General features: G+C 56.8%; 13 protein-coding genes. 6 read left to right on the top strand and 7 right to left on the bottom strand.

The annotated features are described in order from the left end of the window. The first annotated feature begins 109 nt into the window (after positions 1 to 109). The gene (gene djlA / locus BUA49_RS15585) at positions 110 to 886 is read left to right on the top strand and encodes a co-chaperone DjlA (protein WP_072799276.1); all 777 of its coding nucleotides are present in this window, start codon (positions 110 to 112) and stop codon (positions 884 to 886) included. Positions 887 to 1,185: 299 nt separating this feature from the next. Next, positions 1,186 to 2,811, top strand: a complete 1,626-nt coding sequence (locus BUA49_RS15580) for a methyl-accepting chemotaxis protein (RefSeq protein WP_072799274.1) — start codon at positions 1,186 to 1,188, stop codon at positions 2,809 to 2,811. Between the two features lie 5 nt (positions 2,812 to 2,816). On the opposite strand, the gene BUA49_RS15575 is transcribed toward BUA49_RS15580, so the two are convergent. Next, a complete protein-coding gene (locus BUA49_RS15575) occupies positions 2,817 to 5,891 on the bottom strand; it encodes an efflux RND transporter permease subunit (RefSeq protein WP_072799273.1) in 3,075 nt (1,024 codons plus the stop codon). Positions 5,892 to 5,896: 5 nt separating this feature from the next. Beyond that, entirely contained in the window at positions 5,897 to 6,979 is a 1,083-nt protein-coding gene (locus BUA49_RS15570; RefSeq protein ID WP_072799271.1) for an efflux RND transporter periplasmic adaptor subunit, read from the bottom strand. A 332-nt stretch (positions 6,980 to 7,311) separates the two neighbouring features. Between BUA49_RS15570 and ilvG the strand changes: the two genes are divergently transcribed. From ilvG to BUA49_RS15555, 3 genes are read left to right on the top strand one after another with little or no spacing between them, the layout of a single operon-like run. After that, entirely contained in the window at positions 7,312 to 9,012 is a 1,701-nt protein-coding gene (ilvG, locus tag BUA49_RS15565) for an acetolactate synthase 2 catalytic subunit (protein ID WP_072799270.1), read from the top strand. Further along, positions 9,009 to 9,305, top strand: coding sequence for an ACT domain-containing protein (locus tag BUA49_RS15560; RefSeq protein WP_072799268.1), 297 nt, complete (start codon positions 9,009 to 9,011; stop codon positions 9,303 to 9,305). Before ilvG ends, BUA49_RS15560 begins: the two co-directional genes overlap by 4 nt. A gap of 31 nt (positions 9,306 to 9,336) precedes the next feature. After that, positions 9,337 to 10,536, top strand: coding sequence for an MFS transporter (locus tag BUA49_RS15555; protein WP_072799266.1), 1,200 nt, complete (start codon positions 9,337 to 9,339; stop codon positions 10,534 to 10,536). A 5-nt stretch (positions 10,537 to 10,541) separates the two neighbouring features. On the opposite strand, the gene BUA49_RS15550 is transcribed toward BUA49_RS15555, so the two are convergent. The 5 genes from BUA49_RS15550 to BUA49_RS15530 all read right to left on the bottom strand — a co-directional run bounded on the left by BUA49_RS15550 (position 10,542) and on the right by BUA49_RS15530 (position 16,195). Continuing rightward, positions 10,542 to 11,723, bottom strand: a complete 1,182-nt coding sequence (locus BUA49_RS15550) for a thiolase family protein (protein ID WP_072799265.1) — start codon at positions 11,721 to 11,723, stop codon at positions 10,542 to 10,544. A gap of 18 nt (positions 11,724 to 11,741) precedes the next feature. Further along, positions 11,742 to 12,893 (bottom strand): acyl-CoA dehydrogenase family protein, encoded by a 1,152-nt coding sequence (locus BUA49_RS15545; protein WP_072799263.1) that lies wholly within the window; start codon positions 12,891 to 12,893, stop codon positions 11,742 to 11,744. 49 nt (positions 12,894 to 12,942) lie between these two features. Further along, a complete protein-coding gene (locus BUA49_RS15540; protein ID WP_072799262.1) occupies positions 12,943 to 13,704 on the bottom strand; it encodes an SDR family NAD(P)-dependent oxidoreductase in 762 nt (253 codons plus the stop codon). A 110-nt stretch (positions 13,705 to 13,814) separates the two neighbouring features. Beyond that, positions 13,815 to 15,002, bottom strand: coding sequence for a beta-ketothiolase BktB (bktB, locus tag BUA49_RS15535; protein ID WP_072799260.1), 1,188 nt, complete (start codon positions 15,000 to 15,002; stop codon positions 13,815 to 13,817). Positions 15,003 to 15,052: 50 nt separating this feature from the next. Further along, on the bottom strand, positions 15,053 to 16,195 hold the full coding sequence (locus tag BUA49_RS15530; RefSeq protein WP_072799258.1) for an acyl-CoA dehydrogenase family protein: 1,143 nt from the start codon (positions 16,193 to 16,195) through the stop codon (positions 15,053 to 15,055). A 146-nt stretch (positions 16,196 to 16,341) separates the two neighbouring features. Between BUA49_RS15530 and BUA49_RS15525 the strand changes: the two genes are divergently transcribed. Then, complete coding sequence (locus tag BUA49_RS15525) at positions 16,342 to 17,355, top strand: AraC family transcriptional regulator (RefSeq protein ID WP_139248804.1); 1,014 nt, start codon at positions 16,342 to 16,344, stop codon at positions 17,353 to 17,355. The last annotated feature ends 107 nt before the right edge of the window (positions 17,356 to 17,462 follow it).

The following is a 17,462-nucleotide window of genomic DNA, read 5'->3' as shown; positions in this document are numbered from 1 at the left end:
CCCAGACCCACTGAAAAACAGATGGCCTGAATGAAAGCCTGTTCATGAAGATCCGCTGAAAAACACGTATATTCTGTGGTCTGATCCATTATCCAGTAAGGACGTTTTAATGCTGTTTGCAATGATCATTGGTGGTTTGATTGGTTACGCCTTTGGCAGGTTTCCCGGTTTTCTGGTGGGGGCAGCTCTTGGTGCATTTCTACTTAACCGCGCGAAAAGCCGCCTGCTTGGCAAACTCCAGAACATTCAATCCGGCTTCATCGAATCTGTATTTGCCGTTATGGGCGCCCTTTGCAAGGCAGATGGCGTCGTTTCGGACGATGAAATACAAGTAGCCGAAGCCATGTTTGTGCGCTTCCGCCTTAACGAAGCCCAGAGAGAGACCGCCAAGGCCGCGTTCAGCCGTGGCAAGAATCCAGGCTTTGATCTGGATGCAGAGCTGGATCACTTCCTGCGCATCAGCGGGCGTCAGCCAGCTTTCCTGCAGATGTTTCTTCAGGTTCAGGTTTCCGCCGTCGCGGCGGATGGCGTAGTGCACCCGGCTGAGCACGAAATGCTGGTTCGCATTGCTCGCGGGCTGGGCCTGCCTGAAAGCCAGGTTGATCAACTGGAAGCTATGTTGCGCGGAACGCGCGCCGGCCAGGCTGGCAGCCAACGGTCTACGGCTCAGCAAAATGACGATGCTTACAAGGTTCTGGGGGTACCCCCTTCAATAAGCGATGCGGAGCTCAAGAAGGTATATCGCAAACTGATGAGCGAGAACCACCCCGACAAGCTTGCAGGGCGCGGCCTTCCAGAAAGCATGCGCGAAATGGCGGAAGAACGTACACAGGAAATTACCCACGCCTACGATGTGATCAAAGAATCCCGCAAAACCAGCGCCTAACCCTCACCCTTACAAGCCCGGTTAACATGACGGGCTTGTGAACTCATACCTGAAATGACATGTCGTCACGTTTTGCGTGACGATAGCGTGCCTCCAAAGAGAGTAGCTGCAAATAATTACGAAGATGCCCCGGAAGCCGAGTCTCCCTGGCCACTCCTGTGCGATCTTGATCGAGAGCGCCCGATGATTCAGGAAAAGACCTCAAGGTCTTTTTAGTGGTGCCGATAACATCTTTTGTCCGGTCCAAATGCACCAAGACTTAAGTAAAGTTATGCCCCACCCTCATTCAGGATAAGCCAATGAACTGGTACTCCAAGAGCATTCTCAATCGCACTCTGTCAGTGGTTCTGGCAGCCAACCTGATCATCGCCGCCCTAACGATTGCCTATCTGAACTTTTCACTGCGAGTGAAAAATGATTTCGGCGAGCTGGTCAGTGAAGAAATGGTGGGAGCCCTTGAAGCTCAGGACATCCTCGTGGCATTCAAAACCCAGGTTCAGGAATGGAAAAACGTTCTGATACGAGGTGCCAGTCCGGACCAGCTCGATAAGTACTGGCAGCGTTTCGAGGAGCGAGAGACCTTTATTCAGGAGCGTCTGGGCGATCTGATTCCACGCATTGAGGTGCCAAAGGCAAAATCGCTGCTGACCGATTTCCGGGACGCGCATCGGGATATGGGCTCGGACTACCGGAAAGGTCTGGACACCTTCCGAAGCTCCGGTTTTGATGTCGCTGCAGGCGACCAGGCGGTCTCTGGTATCGATCGAAAGCCCGCCCGCCTCATTAATGATGCTGCCGCAGCTGTCCGGTCACACAGCGAGGCTCAGGCGAAGGCTCTGAACGAAACCGTTGAGGCCCGGAGCCTGATATTTGCAGGGCTTCTGATCGCTGCAATCGTGGTCGGCACGATCGTGCTGGTGCTGATTCTAATGACCAGCGTCGTGCGCCCCGCCCAGAAGCTGACCTCACAGATCTCACGGCTGGGCAAGGGTGATCTGTCTGAACCGGTCACCCTCGAGCGCAACGATGAGCTCGGCGAACTGGCGAATGCCGCCCGCAGCCTTCACAGATTCCTGAGTGAGACCGGCACCCTCCTGGGCGAAAACGCCAGCCAGCTCCACGCTACCGGGGAACTGATCAGCCGGAATGCCAACAATGTTCTCGGCCAGTCAGACCGGGCACGCCAACGCATTGACCAGATCGCCACCGCCATGAATGAGATGTCCGCTACGGCTCAGGATGTAGCACAGCATGCAGCGTCCGTGGCGACGGAAGTGCATGAGACATCCGAGGAAACCGCCCGGGCAGATTCACAGATCAACAAGGCCATGGACAGCATGCTCAGGCTGACTGACCAGATCCGCAGCTCGGCAGAAACCGTCAACCAGCTGGCCAGCGATGGCAAAAAAGTCGGTGATGTAATGCAGGTGATCCGGGAAATCGCCGACCAGACCAACCTGCTGGCTCTGAACGCCGCCATTGAAGCGGCCCGGGCGGGTGACGCCGGTCGTGGATTTGCGGTGGTCGCTGATGAGGTCCGCAACCTCGCCGCCAAGACCCAGGAAGCTACTGTCGAGATCGATCAGATCATTGCAGCCATCAGCGGCGCCTCCCGCGATGCCACCGAATTCATGCAGGCCTCCGGCGTGGTCGCCCAGGAAAGCAGTGAATCGGTGGAAGCGGTTCGCAATACTCTGGGCGAAATCAATCGCCGAATGGCCAGCGTGAACGACGCAACCGCCCAAGTGGCCACCGCTGCGGAAGAGCAGACCAGCGTCAGCGAGGAAATCAACCGGAACGTCAACGAAGTGGCCGAAGTTTCGGAGGCCATGCACCAGGCCGCCGACGACAACCTGCGTACCGTTCCGGAACTCGAGTCCATGGCTAGCAAGGCTCGTGATCTGGCGGCACGCATCCGACAGTAACCACCCTACCCCCGGCCAGTGATCCTGCGGATTCGCTGGCCGGTTTTCTCACCCAGCACCAGCATGGCAGGAGTCAGTAGAAGTGTCAGTATGGTGGCAAACGCCAGACCTCCGGCAATGGCGCTGGAAAGCTGCGCCCACCACTGTGTTGATGGCGCGCCCAGTCCGAGCGATGGCGTCAGCAGATCGACGTTGATACTCAGCACCATGGGCATCAGCCCCAGCACGGTGGTAACGGCGGTCAACAGCACAGGACGCAAGCGCAGGCAACTGGTTTCCAGTGCCGCCTCGTAGGCCGCCATTCCGTCTCTTTTCATCTGGTTGTAGGTATCAATCAGAATGATGTTGTTGTTCACCACAATCCCCGCCAGCGCAATAATCCCCATCCCCACCATGACAATGCCGAACGACTGACCGTTCAGCAGCAATCCCAGAAGAACCCCAGCAGTGGAGAGAACAATCGCTGAAAGAATCAGAAAGCTCTGGTACAGCGAGTTGAACTGGGTCACCAGAATAAGCAGCATCATGGCAATCGCCACCAGAAACGCGGTTGCCAGAAAATTGGAAGCCTGCTGCTGATCTTCGTTTTCGCCGGCAAACTTCACCGACACACCATCGGGCGTTTCGGGGAGCTCTGCCTGCAACGCTTTCAGCAAGCTGTCCGCCTGCTCGCCAGGCTGAGTATCGGATTTGATGGTTACCGTTCTCTGGCCATCTACCCGGGCAATGCTGCCGGTCTTGTTTCCCGGTTGCAGGTCAAGAAACTGAGACAGCGGCACCTGCCCCCGCATTGTGTTAATCGTCTGGCGTTGCAGGTGATCCAGTTCGCGCCAGTTGTTCGGAACCCGCACCGCAATATCCACCTCATCACGCACGTCTTCAGGCCGATAAGTTGCCAGCACAAGGCCATTTGTCACGAGGCGAACCGCACTGCCAATGCTGAGCACATCAGTTCCGAAACGGGCAGCGGCTTCACGATCCACTTCCAGACGCCATTCAATGCCCGGCAGGCTGCGGTCATCTTCAATGTCCAGAAAGCCGCCTTGTGCACGCATCTGGTTCTCGATCTTATCCACATAACCGTTGAGCTTGCTGCTGTCGTGGCTGCCGATCTGCAGCTCGATCGGCTTGCCGCCTGCAGGGCCGTTGTCCTGCTTGCGGAACTCCAGCTCTATGCCCGGAATGTCCTCAGTAAGGGCCAGAAAGTCATCAAGAATGGCGCTGGCCGGGCGGCGAGTAAACCAGTCGGTAAACTGGAACTGAAGCACCCCGATCACATCCGGTGCCAGCTGCGTGCTGACGTTCAGCATTGACCGTGCATAAAGGGCTTTAACTTCCGGCATTCCCTGCAAACGATCCTCTACCTGCCGCACAATGGCATCCCGTTCCAGCACCGAAAGATCTCCGCGTGCACGAACCTGCACCTGGGCAGAATCCGGCTCTACACTGGGGAAGAACTCAACGCCATAGTTGAACTTGCCATAGGCGGCATAGACCACCACAACCACCGCCAGCACGCCCAACAGCGTAAAGCCAGGATAGGACAGAAGTGTGGAGAGCAGACGGCGGTAGCCCTGCATCATTCGCCCGCTTTCGCTGACCATACGGGCACGACGGCCGCCGCTGATTCCACCCAGAACCGGCAGAAACACCAAAGCCATAGCCAGAGACGCGACCAGGCAGATAATCACGGTAATGGGCAGGAACTTCATGAATTGGCCCACCACACCCGGCCAAAACAGAAGGGGCACGAACACCGCAAGGGTGGTAGCCGTAGACGCAATGATCGGCCAGGCCATGCGGCTGGCTGCCTCCGCCCAGGCCTCTTTTACCGTATACCCCTCAGACAGGTTACGGTCCGCCAGCTCTGATACCACAATGGCCCCGTCTACCAGCATCCCGGCGACTAAGATGAGGCTGAACAACACAACGATATTCAGGGTGAGGCCCAACATCCAGATCACCAGAATGCCGGTGAGGAAAGCTCCGGGAATGGTAAGCCCCACCAGCAACGCCGATCGCGGCCCCATGGCGGCAATGATGACGATGATGACCAGAACAATGGCGGTCAGCACGTTGTTGAGCAGATCGCTAAGCAGGTCACGGACTTCGTCGGACTGATCCATGATATAGCGGATATCCAGAGAGTCCGGTAGCTGCGGTTTTGCCCGGTCAATCAACTCTCGCACCTGGCCTACGGTTTCAATAATGTTGGCGCCACTGCGCTTGGACACTTCCAGGACAAGAGCCGGCTCGCCGTTGATGCGGGCGAACCCCGTCGGATCTTTGAAGGTGCGCTGCAGCATGGCGACGTCACCGAAGGTGACCACGGTGTCGCCATCAACCTTGATCGGCATAGACATGACGTCTTCGATATTCTCGATAACGCCGGGCACTTTGAGCGTCATGCGGCCATTTCCGGTATCCAGCGACCCGGCTGCCACCAGTTGGTTATTGCGGGTTACCAGGGAGCTGAGCTGGTCGAAGTCTATGCCGTAGCTTTCCAACACCTGTGGATCCACAACAATTTCCAGAAGATCTTCCCGGTCGCCGCCGATCTCGACTTCCAGCACCTCGGGAATCGCTTCGATGGCATCCTGAAGCCCACGGGCAATGGTTATCAGCTCGCGCTCAGACAGCGGCCCGGAAAGACCAATGGAAAGCACTGGAAACAGAGAAACGTTAATCTCATTCACTCGCGGCTCGTCGGCTTCCCGGGGGAGTTTGCTGCGGGCTGTATCCACTTTTTCCCGAACGTCCTGCAGGGCTGTATCCGGATCAAAACCGGCATCAAACTCCAGTATGACCGAGGCATGCCCCTCTGAGGCTGTGCTGCGCATTTCCTTGATGCCCTCAAGCGATCGCAGTTCCTGCTCCATAGGGCGTACCAGCAGCCGTTCCGCATCTTCCGGGCTTATACCTTCCAGTGTCATGGAGATATAAATCATGGGAATGGTAACGTCGGGGTTTGCCTCCCGGGGGATGGCCTGAAATGCGGCAATACCGCCCACTATCAAAAACAACAGGGTTAGTAGTGTGGTGCGGCTACGGTCTATTGCGGCGAAAATGAGAGCGCGCATATTACTCAGCCCCGCTCGTCGGCAGCATCAACAGGCTCAACGTACTCACCCTCACTGACAAAGCCACCACCACGGGTAATCAGGCGAACCTCATCGGGCAAGCCTGTGACCCAGGCGCCTTCGGTGGAAACACTGACTAACTTCACCGTGCGGAAAACAACCCGATTCTGTTCATCAACATACTTCACGCCGGGGCGGCCATCGTCCCCCAGAGACAAATAAGCCGGGGAAATAAATGTGGCCTGGACATCAGCCAGAGCAACACGAAGGTTGGCACTGCCTCCGGCTATACGTTTCTCCTGCGGGTTCTCAACGGCAATCTCCACCGCAAAACTCCGGGTCTCCGGGTTTGCGGCACTGGCTACAAAGGTAACCACTCCGTCAAGCGCATCTCCGTCCAGAGGGCGTACCCGCACTTTCTGGCCCGGCGCAACCTGTGCGACGGATTGCTGGGGCACCTGCCCTTTAGCTTTCAGGCGATCTATGCGAACAAGCTCATATAAAGGCGAGCCAACCTGAACCAGGCTGCCGGCCTCAACGTTTTTGCTGTTAATCACACCATCAAACGGAGCTGTAGGCCTGAGATGAGAAACTTCAAGCTGAGCATTCTTCAACTCCGCGCGGGCTGCCGCCAGTTCGCTTTCGATGCTGAGTATCTCTGACTGCGATGCCAGGTTGCTGGAGCGCAATGTGCGCGCGGCAGCCAGATCTGCGTCAAGCTTTCTGGCCCGTGCCTGCCAACGCTCAACTCCCGCTCTGCGGCCGTCTTCCGAAAGCGTTAACAGCACCGCCCCCGCTTTTACCGCATCGCCAAGCTCTGCCTCAATGGTCTCGACCGTGCCGGCAACCCGGGCGCTTACGTTTACAGCGCTCCAGGGTTCAATCTGGCCCTGGAGCAGAAGGCCCGGCTCATACCGCTGCGCGTTGAGAGTTGTAACCTGAACCCGAGTCCGCTCCTGCTGCGCGACCTCCTGCTTTGCGGGGGGCTTGATACTGGCATTTTTGATATCGCCCGTTGCCATCCAGATCACCAGAGCAATCACAACCACCACGGACAGCCCCAGCGAACTCCATTTTACTTTGCTCATGAACTACCTACACAGCGCGAAATTGATGAATGACGACCAGAATAGAGACATTATCTGAAAAAACAGGATTAAACGGTTGCAACCTGTTTAAAACGTGGGGTAGATTCTACACAGAATCTTTTTACGAATTCAGAGCATATTGTCCGTTTTATGAATCTCAACTCCGTCATCGTCCTTGCAATGCTAGTCCTGGTGGTAGTGATACCTTCCGGGGGTTTTTGCGTGGATAAGCGGGTGAGATAGAGACAAACCTGACAAAACACCAGAAACCCCCGGCACCGCAAGGTCCCGGGGGTTTCTTTTTTGCGGAAGAAAAAACAGGAAATAAGACAATGAACGGCGCACAGCACATTCTTGAAGCGTTCCACCGCCACAACATCCAGACGGTTTTTGGTTACCCGGGTGGCTGCATCATGCCGCTATACGATGCTCTGGTGGATGATGTGCGCGTGGAGCATGTGCTGTGCCGCCACGAACAAGGCTGTGCCCTGGCCGCCGACGGCTATGCCCGTGCCAGTGGCAGGTTGGGGGTTTGCATTGCAACATCCGGCCCCGGCGCTACCAACCTGATTACCGGCGTTGCCAACGCGCACCGGGATTCCATTCCCATGCTGGTCATTACCGGCCAGGTTCCCTCCGGGCTGATTGGCACCGATGCCTTTCAGGAAACCGATGTTCTCGGGATGACCCTGGGTATCGTAAAGCACAGCTATCTGGTTGAGAGTGCGCACGAACTACCCGCCATTCTGGAAGAAGCCATGGAGCTGGCTCAAAGCGGGCGACCGGGACCGGTTTGGATTGATATCCCCAAGGATGTATTGCTTGCCGAAACTACCTTTGTGCCTATCACTGATTCGGCACAGCCGGCAGCTGTCTGCCCTGACTTGGCGAGCACGATAGCCTTGCTGCGCGCGGCCCGGAAACCACTGCTTTACAGCGGCGGAGGCATTAGCCTGGCTCACGCAGAAGACAGCTTCCGGGAGTTTGCTGAGTGCTCAGTGCTGCCTGCGGTTGTGACTCTCAAGGGTATCGGAAACCCCGGTAAATACAGCGCTCAAAACCTTGGCATGCTGGGCATGCATGGCTCCCGCGCCGCCAACCGGGCGGTAGACGAGTGCGACCTTCTGCTGGTTATCGGTGCCCGCCTGGATGACCGAGCCACCGGCAAGCTGGACGGCTTCGCGCCCAACGCGCGCCTGATTCACATTGACGTCGACGCCGCCGAAATCAACAAACTCCGGAGCGCGGAACTCGCAGTTCGCGGCGACCTGAACGCTATTCTCGGCGAGTTGACTCGATCGCTCAGAGAAACACCTCTGGCGATCAACGAATGGCGGAAGCAATGCCAGACCTGGCGCACGACGGGCGGATTTCAGGCGGCAGACAACGAAGAGCCACTGGCCCCTATTACCGGCCCCGCGTTCATCCGCCAGCTTTCCCGGATTGCCCCGGATGACACGATTATTGCGTGCGACGTCGGCCAGCATCAGATGTGGGTTGCCCAGCACTACCAGTTTGATCACCCGCGGCATCACCTTACCAGCGGCGGCCTTGGCACCATGGGCTTTGGCTTGCCGGCAGCTATCGGCGCCCAGTTTGCCAACCGCCAAAGCACCGTTCTGAATGTGACCGGCGACGGCTCCTTCATGATGAACGCGCAGGAGCTGGCCACCATTAGCAGGTACAACCTGCCATTGAAGCTGATCATCATGGATAACCAGTGCCTGGGCATGGTGCGCCAGCAACAGGAGCTTTTCTACAACAACCGGGAAAGCCAGATTAACCTCGATGACAACCCAGATTTTGTCGCCATGGCCCGGGCGTTCGACATCCCTGCCCTTAAAATTGAGCGCACCGATCAGGTTCGGCGGGGAATTGAAACCATACTCGCCTATAGTGGCCCGATGCTGCTACATGTAGCCATTGCCCGGGAAGAAAACGTCTGGCCGATTGTAAAGCCGGGCGGAAGTAACAACGAGATGATTGATGAAACCCGCCGCTCTGCCGCGGATAAAAAGGAGAAGGTTGCATGACCATTGAGAGCAGCAGCAAAGCACCCAGCTATACGATTACCTGTCGGATGAACCACGAAGCGGCCGCGCTCGAGCGCCTGTGCCAGGTGGTTCGTATTCGCGGTTTCCGGATCGCAAAAATGGCGGTGGAGAGTTCCGTGGAGAATGCGGAAGAGACACTCGATATTGCCCTGACCATTCAGGGCTCCCGGCCGGTCGCCATGCTTCAATCGCAACTGGAAAAGCTGCACACTGTGGTGGAGGTTATACTGACCACTCCAGCCATGGCGCCTGCAGTAGGCCGCACAGCCTGAAAAACCAGGACGAAGACAGGGAAATCCCGTGATGCTCCGCAACACCTGGCAGCGCTATCCATTATTCGTCATCGTACTGGCGCAGCTTTGTGGAACCTCGCTCTGGTTCAGCATCAACGGTGTCTGGCTGTCCATCTCCCGGGAGCTGGGGCTTTCTGAATCAGATCTCGGGCAACTGACGCTCACAGTGCAGGCCGGCTTCATCGTTGGCACTCTGGGCATTGCTATAACCGGCCTGGCCGACCGGTTCCGTGCCAGTTACATTTTTGCATTCTCCAGTGTGCTTGGTGCTCTGATGAACGCTGGTTTCGTAATCACCGCAGCCTTGCCCCCGTTTGACCTCGTCATGCGCTTTCTGACGGGCCTTTGCCTTGCCGGAATTTATCCTTTGGGGATGAAAATGGTCATTGGATGGACGCCTAAACACACAGGCACCGCACTGGCCTGGCTGGTTGGAATGCTGACGCTTGGTACCGCCATGCCTCACTTGCTGCGCGGCGCAACACTGGGGCTGCCCTGGCAGTGGCCTTTACTGGGCTCTTCTGCACTGGCTCTTTTGGGTGGCATGATGGTTCTACTTTTGGGTGATGGCCCTCACCTGCCCATAAGCACAGCAAAAACCCGATTGCGAACTGGGCTCGCCGGGCTCAAATCTCCCAGATTTCGGGCTGTGGCAGGTGGCTACTTTGGCCATTGCTGGGAGCTTTATGCTTTCTGGACGCTAACACCGCTCCTGATCACACGGGAAGTGCTTCGAATGCAGGCAGCACCAGCCCTGATTCCTCTGCTTTCATTCACCGTGATCGGAGTGGGGTTTTTGGGTTGCGTCGGAGGCGGCCGACTCAGTCAAAGGTTTGGGAGCCAATGGGTCGCAAACCGGGCCTTGGCCATATCGGGAATGATCTGCCTGGCTTACCCTTTTCTTCCCTGGGCACCACCCGGAGCTTTACTGATGTTGCTGATGCTATGGGGTATTACTGTCATTGCCGACTCACCGCAGTTTTCCGCACTAGCGGCTTCTGCCGCACCCCGGGAATTCGTTGGGGCGTCACTGGCTGTGATGAACGCCATAGGTTTCGCGCTGACCATACCGGCAATCTGGATCACCAGTAATCTTTGGGAGTCCCAGGGCACCTGGGTGACACTCTGGCTATTGCCCGGCCCGGTTCTGGGACTCTGGTCGATGCGCCGGCTCAACACCCAGGAATGCCAGAGCCGGCCCCGATGCTGACCGTGTCAGATCAGCTCAATAGCGATCGCAGTTGCCTCACCACCGCCGATGCAAAGGGAGGCCACTCCGCGCTTCAATCCTTTCTGTTTCAGGGCATTGATGAGTGTCACCAGAATCCGCGAGCCAGATGAGCCAATGGGGTGCCCGAGAGCACAGGCGCCACCATAAACGTTGACCTTTTCAGCCGGCAGTTTTAACTCATTGATCGCCAGCAGACTGACAACCGCAAAGGCTTCGTTGATCTCAAACAGATCCACATCGTCCTTGCTCCAGCCTGCCTTCTTCAGCACCTTTTCGATAGCATCGATGGGCGCCAACGTGAACTCGGCCGGCAAACGTGCGTGCGTCGCATGCGCCACAATGCGGGCCTGGGGAGTCAGGCCCCGGGCTTTGGCTTCAGCCGCAGAAGCGAGCACCAGAGCAGAAGCACCGTCACTGATGGAGCTGGAGTTGGCGGCGGTTACCGAGCCATCTTTGGCAAAAGCGGGCTTGAGTGTAGGTATTTTGTCCGGTCTGGCGTTACCGGGCTGTTCATCAGTATCCACCAGGGTTTCGCCACCACGGCCGGCAACGGTCACCGCCGTAATTTCGGGCTTGAACCAGCCGCTCTCAATAGCCGCTAGTGATTTATTCAGTGAGCCGATAGCAAACTCGTCCATCGCTTCCCGGGTGATTTTGTATTGATCGGCCGAACGCTGTGCAAACACACCCATGAGACCGCCTTCGTAAGCATCCTCCAGGCCGTCGAGGAACATGCTGTCCATCACCTGTGCGTGGCCCATGCGCATGCCGCCGCGAGCTTTTGGTAACAGGTAAGGCGCCTGGCTCATGTTCTCCATTCCACCAGCAATCATAATGCTGTTGGTGCCAGCCTTGATCTGATCGTGAGCCAGAATAACCGCCTGCATTCCGGAACCACACATCTTGTTCACGGTCGTGCAGCCTGAACTGTCCGGAATACCGGAAGCGCGGGACGCCTGACGCGCCGGAGCCTGGCCCAGGCCGGCCGGTAACACACAACCCATGATCACTTCCTGGATGTCTGCCGGTTGCAGACCACTGCGTTCAATGGCTGCCTTGATGGAAATGGCACCCAACTCCGGAGAGCGTACGGAACTCAGGGAGCCCATCATGCCGCCCATGGGAGTGCGAGCCGAACCCGCAATCACAACGCTGTTATCGCTCATATTCAAACCTCATTGATTTCAGACTCTACCCAGAACGGAGCGGGCAATGATTTCTTTCATGACTTCCGACGTACCGCCATAGATGCGCTGAACACGGGCATCCATAAAGGCACGGGAAATGGGGTATTCCGTGGTGTAGCCATAGCCGCCAAACAGTTGCAGGCAGCCATCTGCCACGCGGCACTGCATTTCGGTCGCGCTGTACTTGGCCATGGACGCCGTAGGCGCATCCAGTTCGCCGGCTTCGTATTGGCTTATACACTGGGCCACAAACGCCTTGTTAACCTGGTACTCGGTTTCCATGCGGGCAATTTCAAAGCGGGTATTCTGGATCTGCGCCAACTTCTGCCCGAACAACACCCTTTCCTGGGTGTAGGCTATGGTCAGGTCCAGTGCACCTCTTGCAGCCGCTACGCCCAGCGCGCCGATGACCAGCCGCTCACGCGGCAATTCCTGCATCAGGTAAACAAAGCCTTTGCCCTCCTCACCCACAAGAGCCGATGCCGGTACACGCATATCGGAAAAGAACAGCTCGGAGGTATCGCCGCTGTGCTGGCCTATCTTGTCAAGATTCCGCCCCTTGCTATAACCTGGCAGGCTCGTGTCCACCAGAAACAGACTAATGCCTTTGGCGCCCGCAGAGGGGTCGGTTTTCGCCGCAACAATCACCATATCGGCATGTTGGCCATTGGTGATAAAGGTTTTTGAGCCGTTCAGGATATAGTCGTCGCCATCCCGAACCGCGCTGGTGCGCATAGCCTGCAGATCACTGCCGGCACCCGGCTCGGTCATGGCGATGGCGCCAACCACTTCACCAGACACCATTTTCGGCAGCCACTGCTGCTTCTGGGTATCGTTACCCAGATGGCTGATATAGGGAGCCACAATGTCCGAATGCACCATCACGTTGGTCGAAAGCGCACCAAACCCCATGCGAGCCAGCTCCTCACCGACAACCACGGAGTACTGAAACGGAGCCTCACACCCGCCGCAATCTTCAGGAATATCCACACATAACATGCCGGCATCGCCGAGCGTGTTCCAGAGCTCACGGGGTACAAGGCCTGCTTTCTCCCAAGCCTCGTAATGCGGCGCGACTTCGGTCTCCAGAGCCTTTATGACAGACGCCCGGAACAGTGCGAGTTCTTCTTGATCCACAGTACTGGTCATTGCTCTCTCCGTTGCACTCGCCATTGCAGTCTCCTGCATGTGCTTGAATTCATTTAGGCGCCATACGCAAGGCACTGTCCAGCCGGATAGTTTCTCCGTTCAGGATCGGGTTGCGCACCATCTGATCCACCATCATGCCAAACTCCTCGGGCTTACCCAGACGCTTGGGAAACGGCAGCGTTGCCGCCAGGCTATCCTGCACTTCTTGCGGCATGCCGGACATCATCGGTGTCATGAACAGCCCCGGTGCGATGGTATTCACGCGGATGCCTTCGCGGGCCAGCTCCCGAGCCGACTGTATCGTCAGGGCAACAACACCGCCCTTGGACGCACTGTAAGCCGCCTGCCCGATCTGCCCTTCGTATGCGGCTACCGAAGCGGTATTGATAATCACACCGCGCTCACCGTCTGCATTAGGTTCGCGCTGCGCCATCTCAGCGGCTGCAAGTCTCAGAATGTTGAAGGTTCCGATCAGGTTGACCTGGATTACCTTGCTGAAGCTCTCCAGCGGCATAACGCCGTTTCGGCCCAGAATCTTGGCCGCCGGGCCAATACCCGCGCAGCTAACCGCAATACCACAGGGGCCATGGGCTTCACGGGCTTTAGCCATCGCTGCTTCCGCGCTTTCGGACGAGCTCACATCGCAGTGCACGAAGATTCCGCCAATATCCGCAGCAACTTTCTCGCCCTGCTCTTTCTGCAGATCGAAGATGGCAACTTTACACCCGGCTGCGGCCAGTGCCCGAGCTGCGCCTTCGCCAAGCCCGGATGCACCACCTGTAACAATGGCCGGTACCTTGTTGAATTCCATCGTCTTCTCCCTTTGCATCAAATGTTGTCGGCTGAATCGGAAACAGAACAACCTTTACGTTAACGTAAACTTTATCCAATTTAGCCGTAAAAAGAAATCTGTATGTCAGCTCAGCTGATGCTTTCAACAATCAGAGCAATGCCTTGGCCACCACCAATACACATGGTAATCAGGCCATAGCGGCCACCTGTGCGTTCAAGCTCTGCGAGGGTTTTAATGATGAGAATAGAGCCGGTCGCCCCTACCGGGTGGCCCATTGCGACAGCGCCGCCGTTCGGGTTCACCTTGTCTGCCGGCAAGCCAAGCTCCTTGCTGACCGCAAGCGCCTGAGCCGCAAAGGCCTCGTTGGATTCAATCACATCCAGATCGGCCACGCTGAGGCCGGTCTTCTCCAGCACCCGACGCACAGCCGGAATCGGGCCCAGCCCCATTACATTGGGGTCCACACCTGCAAAAGCGTAACCTACGATGCGTGCACGAGCTTTCAGGCCGCGCTTTTCTGCTTCCGCAGCGCTGGTGAGTACCATGGCGGCGGCACCGTCGTTAATGCCGGAAGCGTTGCCCGGCGTGACTATGCCATCTTTGGTAAAGGCCGGCTTCAGGCTAGCAAGGCTTTCTGCTGTGGTGCCGGCACGCACATGCTCGTCCTGCTCGAAGGTGAACTCCTTGCGGCCCTGCTTTACGGTTACCGGTACAATCTGCTCTTTAAAGTAGCCACTCTCAATGGCGTGACTCGCCCGGCGATGGCTTTCCGCCGAGAATGTATCCAGGTCTTCACGACTAAGGCCATACTTTTCTGCAATACGTTCAGCCGTCATGCCCATGTGGCCACTGCCAAACGGATCGCTGAGCGTACCCAGAGTCATATCAACCACTTTACCGTCACCCATCCGCAGGCCTTTGCGGACGTTAGGCAGTACATAGGCGCCCTGGCTCATGCTCTCGGCGCCACCGGCCAGAGCAATCTGGCTGTCACCCATAATGATCATCTGCGCGACACTGATAACCGACTGCACCCCGGAACCACAGAGACGATTCACGTTGAATGCCGCAGAACCTTTCTGCAGGCCGGCATTGAGGCCAATATGACGCGCTACGTATGCATCTGCCGGGCCAGTCGGGATAATATGGCCGAAAACGGAATGGTCGATGTTTTCGGCGGGCACACCTGAGCGCGTGATAGCCTCCTTTGCCGCACAGGTACCCAGCTCGGCCGGACCCATTGAGCTCAGGCTGCCGCCAAAGCCACCAATGGCGGTACGCGCGCCGTCGAGAATTACAACATCGGTCAGTTTCATCGTTTATTTCCTTAAGTTTCAGATCAGCAAAAGTCCGGAGAACGAATAATCTATTTGCCCAGCATGGAACGGGCAATCACTTCTTTCATGATTTCAGACGTGCCGGCATAGATTGTCTGTACCCTGGCATCAACAAAAAATCGCGACACGGGGTACTCAATGGTATAACCGTAGCCGCCAAACAACTGCAGACACTCGTTGGCGATATCACACTGCATTTCGGTGAGCATCAGTTTCAGAATGGCAGCGTCTGTTGGCCCCATTTCGCCTTTGAGATATTTAGCAATGCACTGATTCAGATAGGCTTTCGCCATCTCCAGCCGCGCCCGGGCTTCTGCAAGTTTAAACCGGGTATTCTGAAAATCAGCAATCCTCTGGCCAAAGGCCTGGCGTTGCTGCACATAATCCAGAGTGATCGCCAGCACACCCTCGGTCGCCCCCACCGCCTGCGCACCCACGCCCAGCCGCTCCCGGGGCAGCTCCTGCATCAGGTAAGCGAATCCTCGCCCTTCTGCCCCCAGCAGCGCATCGTGTGGAACCACAAGATCCGAGAAGAACAGCTCGGCGGTATCGCTGGCGTGCTGCCCGATTTTACGGATACCTTTGCCCCGGGAAAACCCGGGCAGACTGGCATCAACCAGAAACAAGGATACGCCCTTGGCGCCGGCCCCGGGATCGGTTTTTGCACACACAATTACCAGTTCTGCCTGCAAGCCGTTGGTGATAAACACTTTAGCGCCGTTGATCACATAGCCTTTATCGGTGCGCTGGGCCGTGGTGCGCATAGCGGCCAGATCACTACCGGCACCCGGCTCCGTCATGGCAATCGCACTGAGCACGCTACCACTGATCATATCCGGCAAGTACCGCTGTTTCTGGGCTTCAGAGCCAAGATGCAGAATATAGGGCATCACAATATTGGCGTGGATATTGTACCCGGAGGCCAAGCCACCAAAGCCCTTGCGGGCCATCTCCTCAATTGCCAGTTGCGAGATTTCAAAACTCGCTGCCGCCCCGCCGTATTGTTCCGGCATATCAATACCGAGCATTCCCGCCTGTCCCAGGGTATGCCACAGCTCACGCGGGGTGGCGGCTTCCTCCTCCCATTGCTCATAGAAGGGCGTGATTTCCTTATCGAGAACCCGGTTGATCATGGAGTGAAACAGCTCGATATCTTCTTGATGTCCGGACATACATAACCCCCTACATAACCCTTACATAACACCGTTGTTGATCTGATAAATCAGGCAGCCGCCTATTTAAAGGGTTATCCTGTTCACCGAGAATGGCCGTACAAGCCGAAATAATTGACACATTACGCACCAGAACCGTCATAGACATGCGCGACTCCCAGCCCAGACCCCATATTGCAAACCACTATCTTCAAGCATCTATTCGCGGTGCTGAACGACAGGGGTTTCAGCGCGACACACTGCTGGCCAGCGCTGGCGTGCCGGCGGCATGGCTTAACAAGCCTGATCATCCGATCACCGAAGAACAGCTCACTCTGGTTATAAAAAGTGTATGGAGAGCAACACGCGACGAGTTCCTGGGGCTATCCACCAGCCGCTGCAAGAACGGCACCTTCGCTCTGATGACAGATTACTGCCTCGGCTCTGCGACGCTCGGTGCCGTGCTGAGAAAAAGCGCGCGCTTTTTCAGCATCGCCTGCGACAACATCGACATTGGCCTGGGTGAAAATAACCGCCACAAGCTGGTGTTTTTCCGCCTGAGCCTTAAAGAGGCCAGCCAGGATACTGACCACATGCTGCAGGAGTTCCTGCTGCTTATGTGGCAAAGGTTCGCATGCTGGCTGGTGGACCAGCAGATTCCGTTTGCAACCACGCAGTTCAGTTATCCGCCGCCGCCTCACGTTGCCGAATACCGGGCCATGTTCCCAACCGAGTTGCAGTTTGATGAATCTGTCTGCGGTTTTTATCTGCACGAAAAATACCTGCAGCTGCCCATTACCCGCAGTGAAACGGAACTGGCAGTTTTCCTGAAAGAAGCGCCTGCCTATATCCTGCGCCGCCCGGATCACGACGACAGCCTACGCAACCGGGTTCGCACCCTACTTGCCCAGCAAAGCCTCAAAGATATGCCAAGCCTGGATGAGATTGCGCAACTGTTGCACATGACACCCAGAAGCATCGGGCGGAAACTGCAAGAAGAAGGCACCTCCCTGCGCAATATCAAAACGTCTTTGCGGCGGGAGTATGCGACAAAGCTCATGAGCACGGAAAACCTCAGCGTTGCCGACGTCAGCGAGCGTGTTGGCTTTTCAGAAACCGCCTCGTTTTGCCGAGCCTTCAAGCGCTGGACCGGGAAGCCCCCTTCACAGTGGCCAGGGTAATCAGCCGGTTATAAACACCTCGCTGTCCAATTGGGTCAATTTTTTCGACCTGACCGATCATTCCCGCAGGGTCCGTTCCTCTGAGTTAATGCCGCCACGCACGAAAT

This window comes from Marinobacter antarcticus (genome assembly GCF_900142385.1).
GTDB lineage: Bacteria > Pseudomonadota > Gammaproteobacteria > Pseudomonadales > Oleiphilaceae > Marinobacter > Marinobacter antarcticus.
Note: the sequence above shows the minus strand (reverse complement) of the source record. Positions and strands in the feature narration are given on the sequence as shown.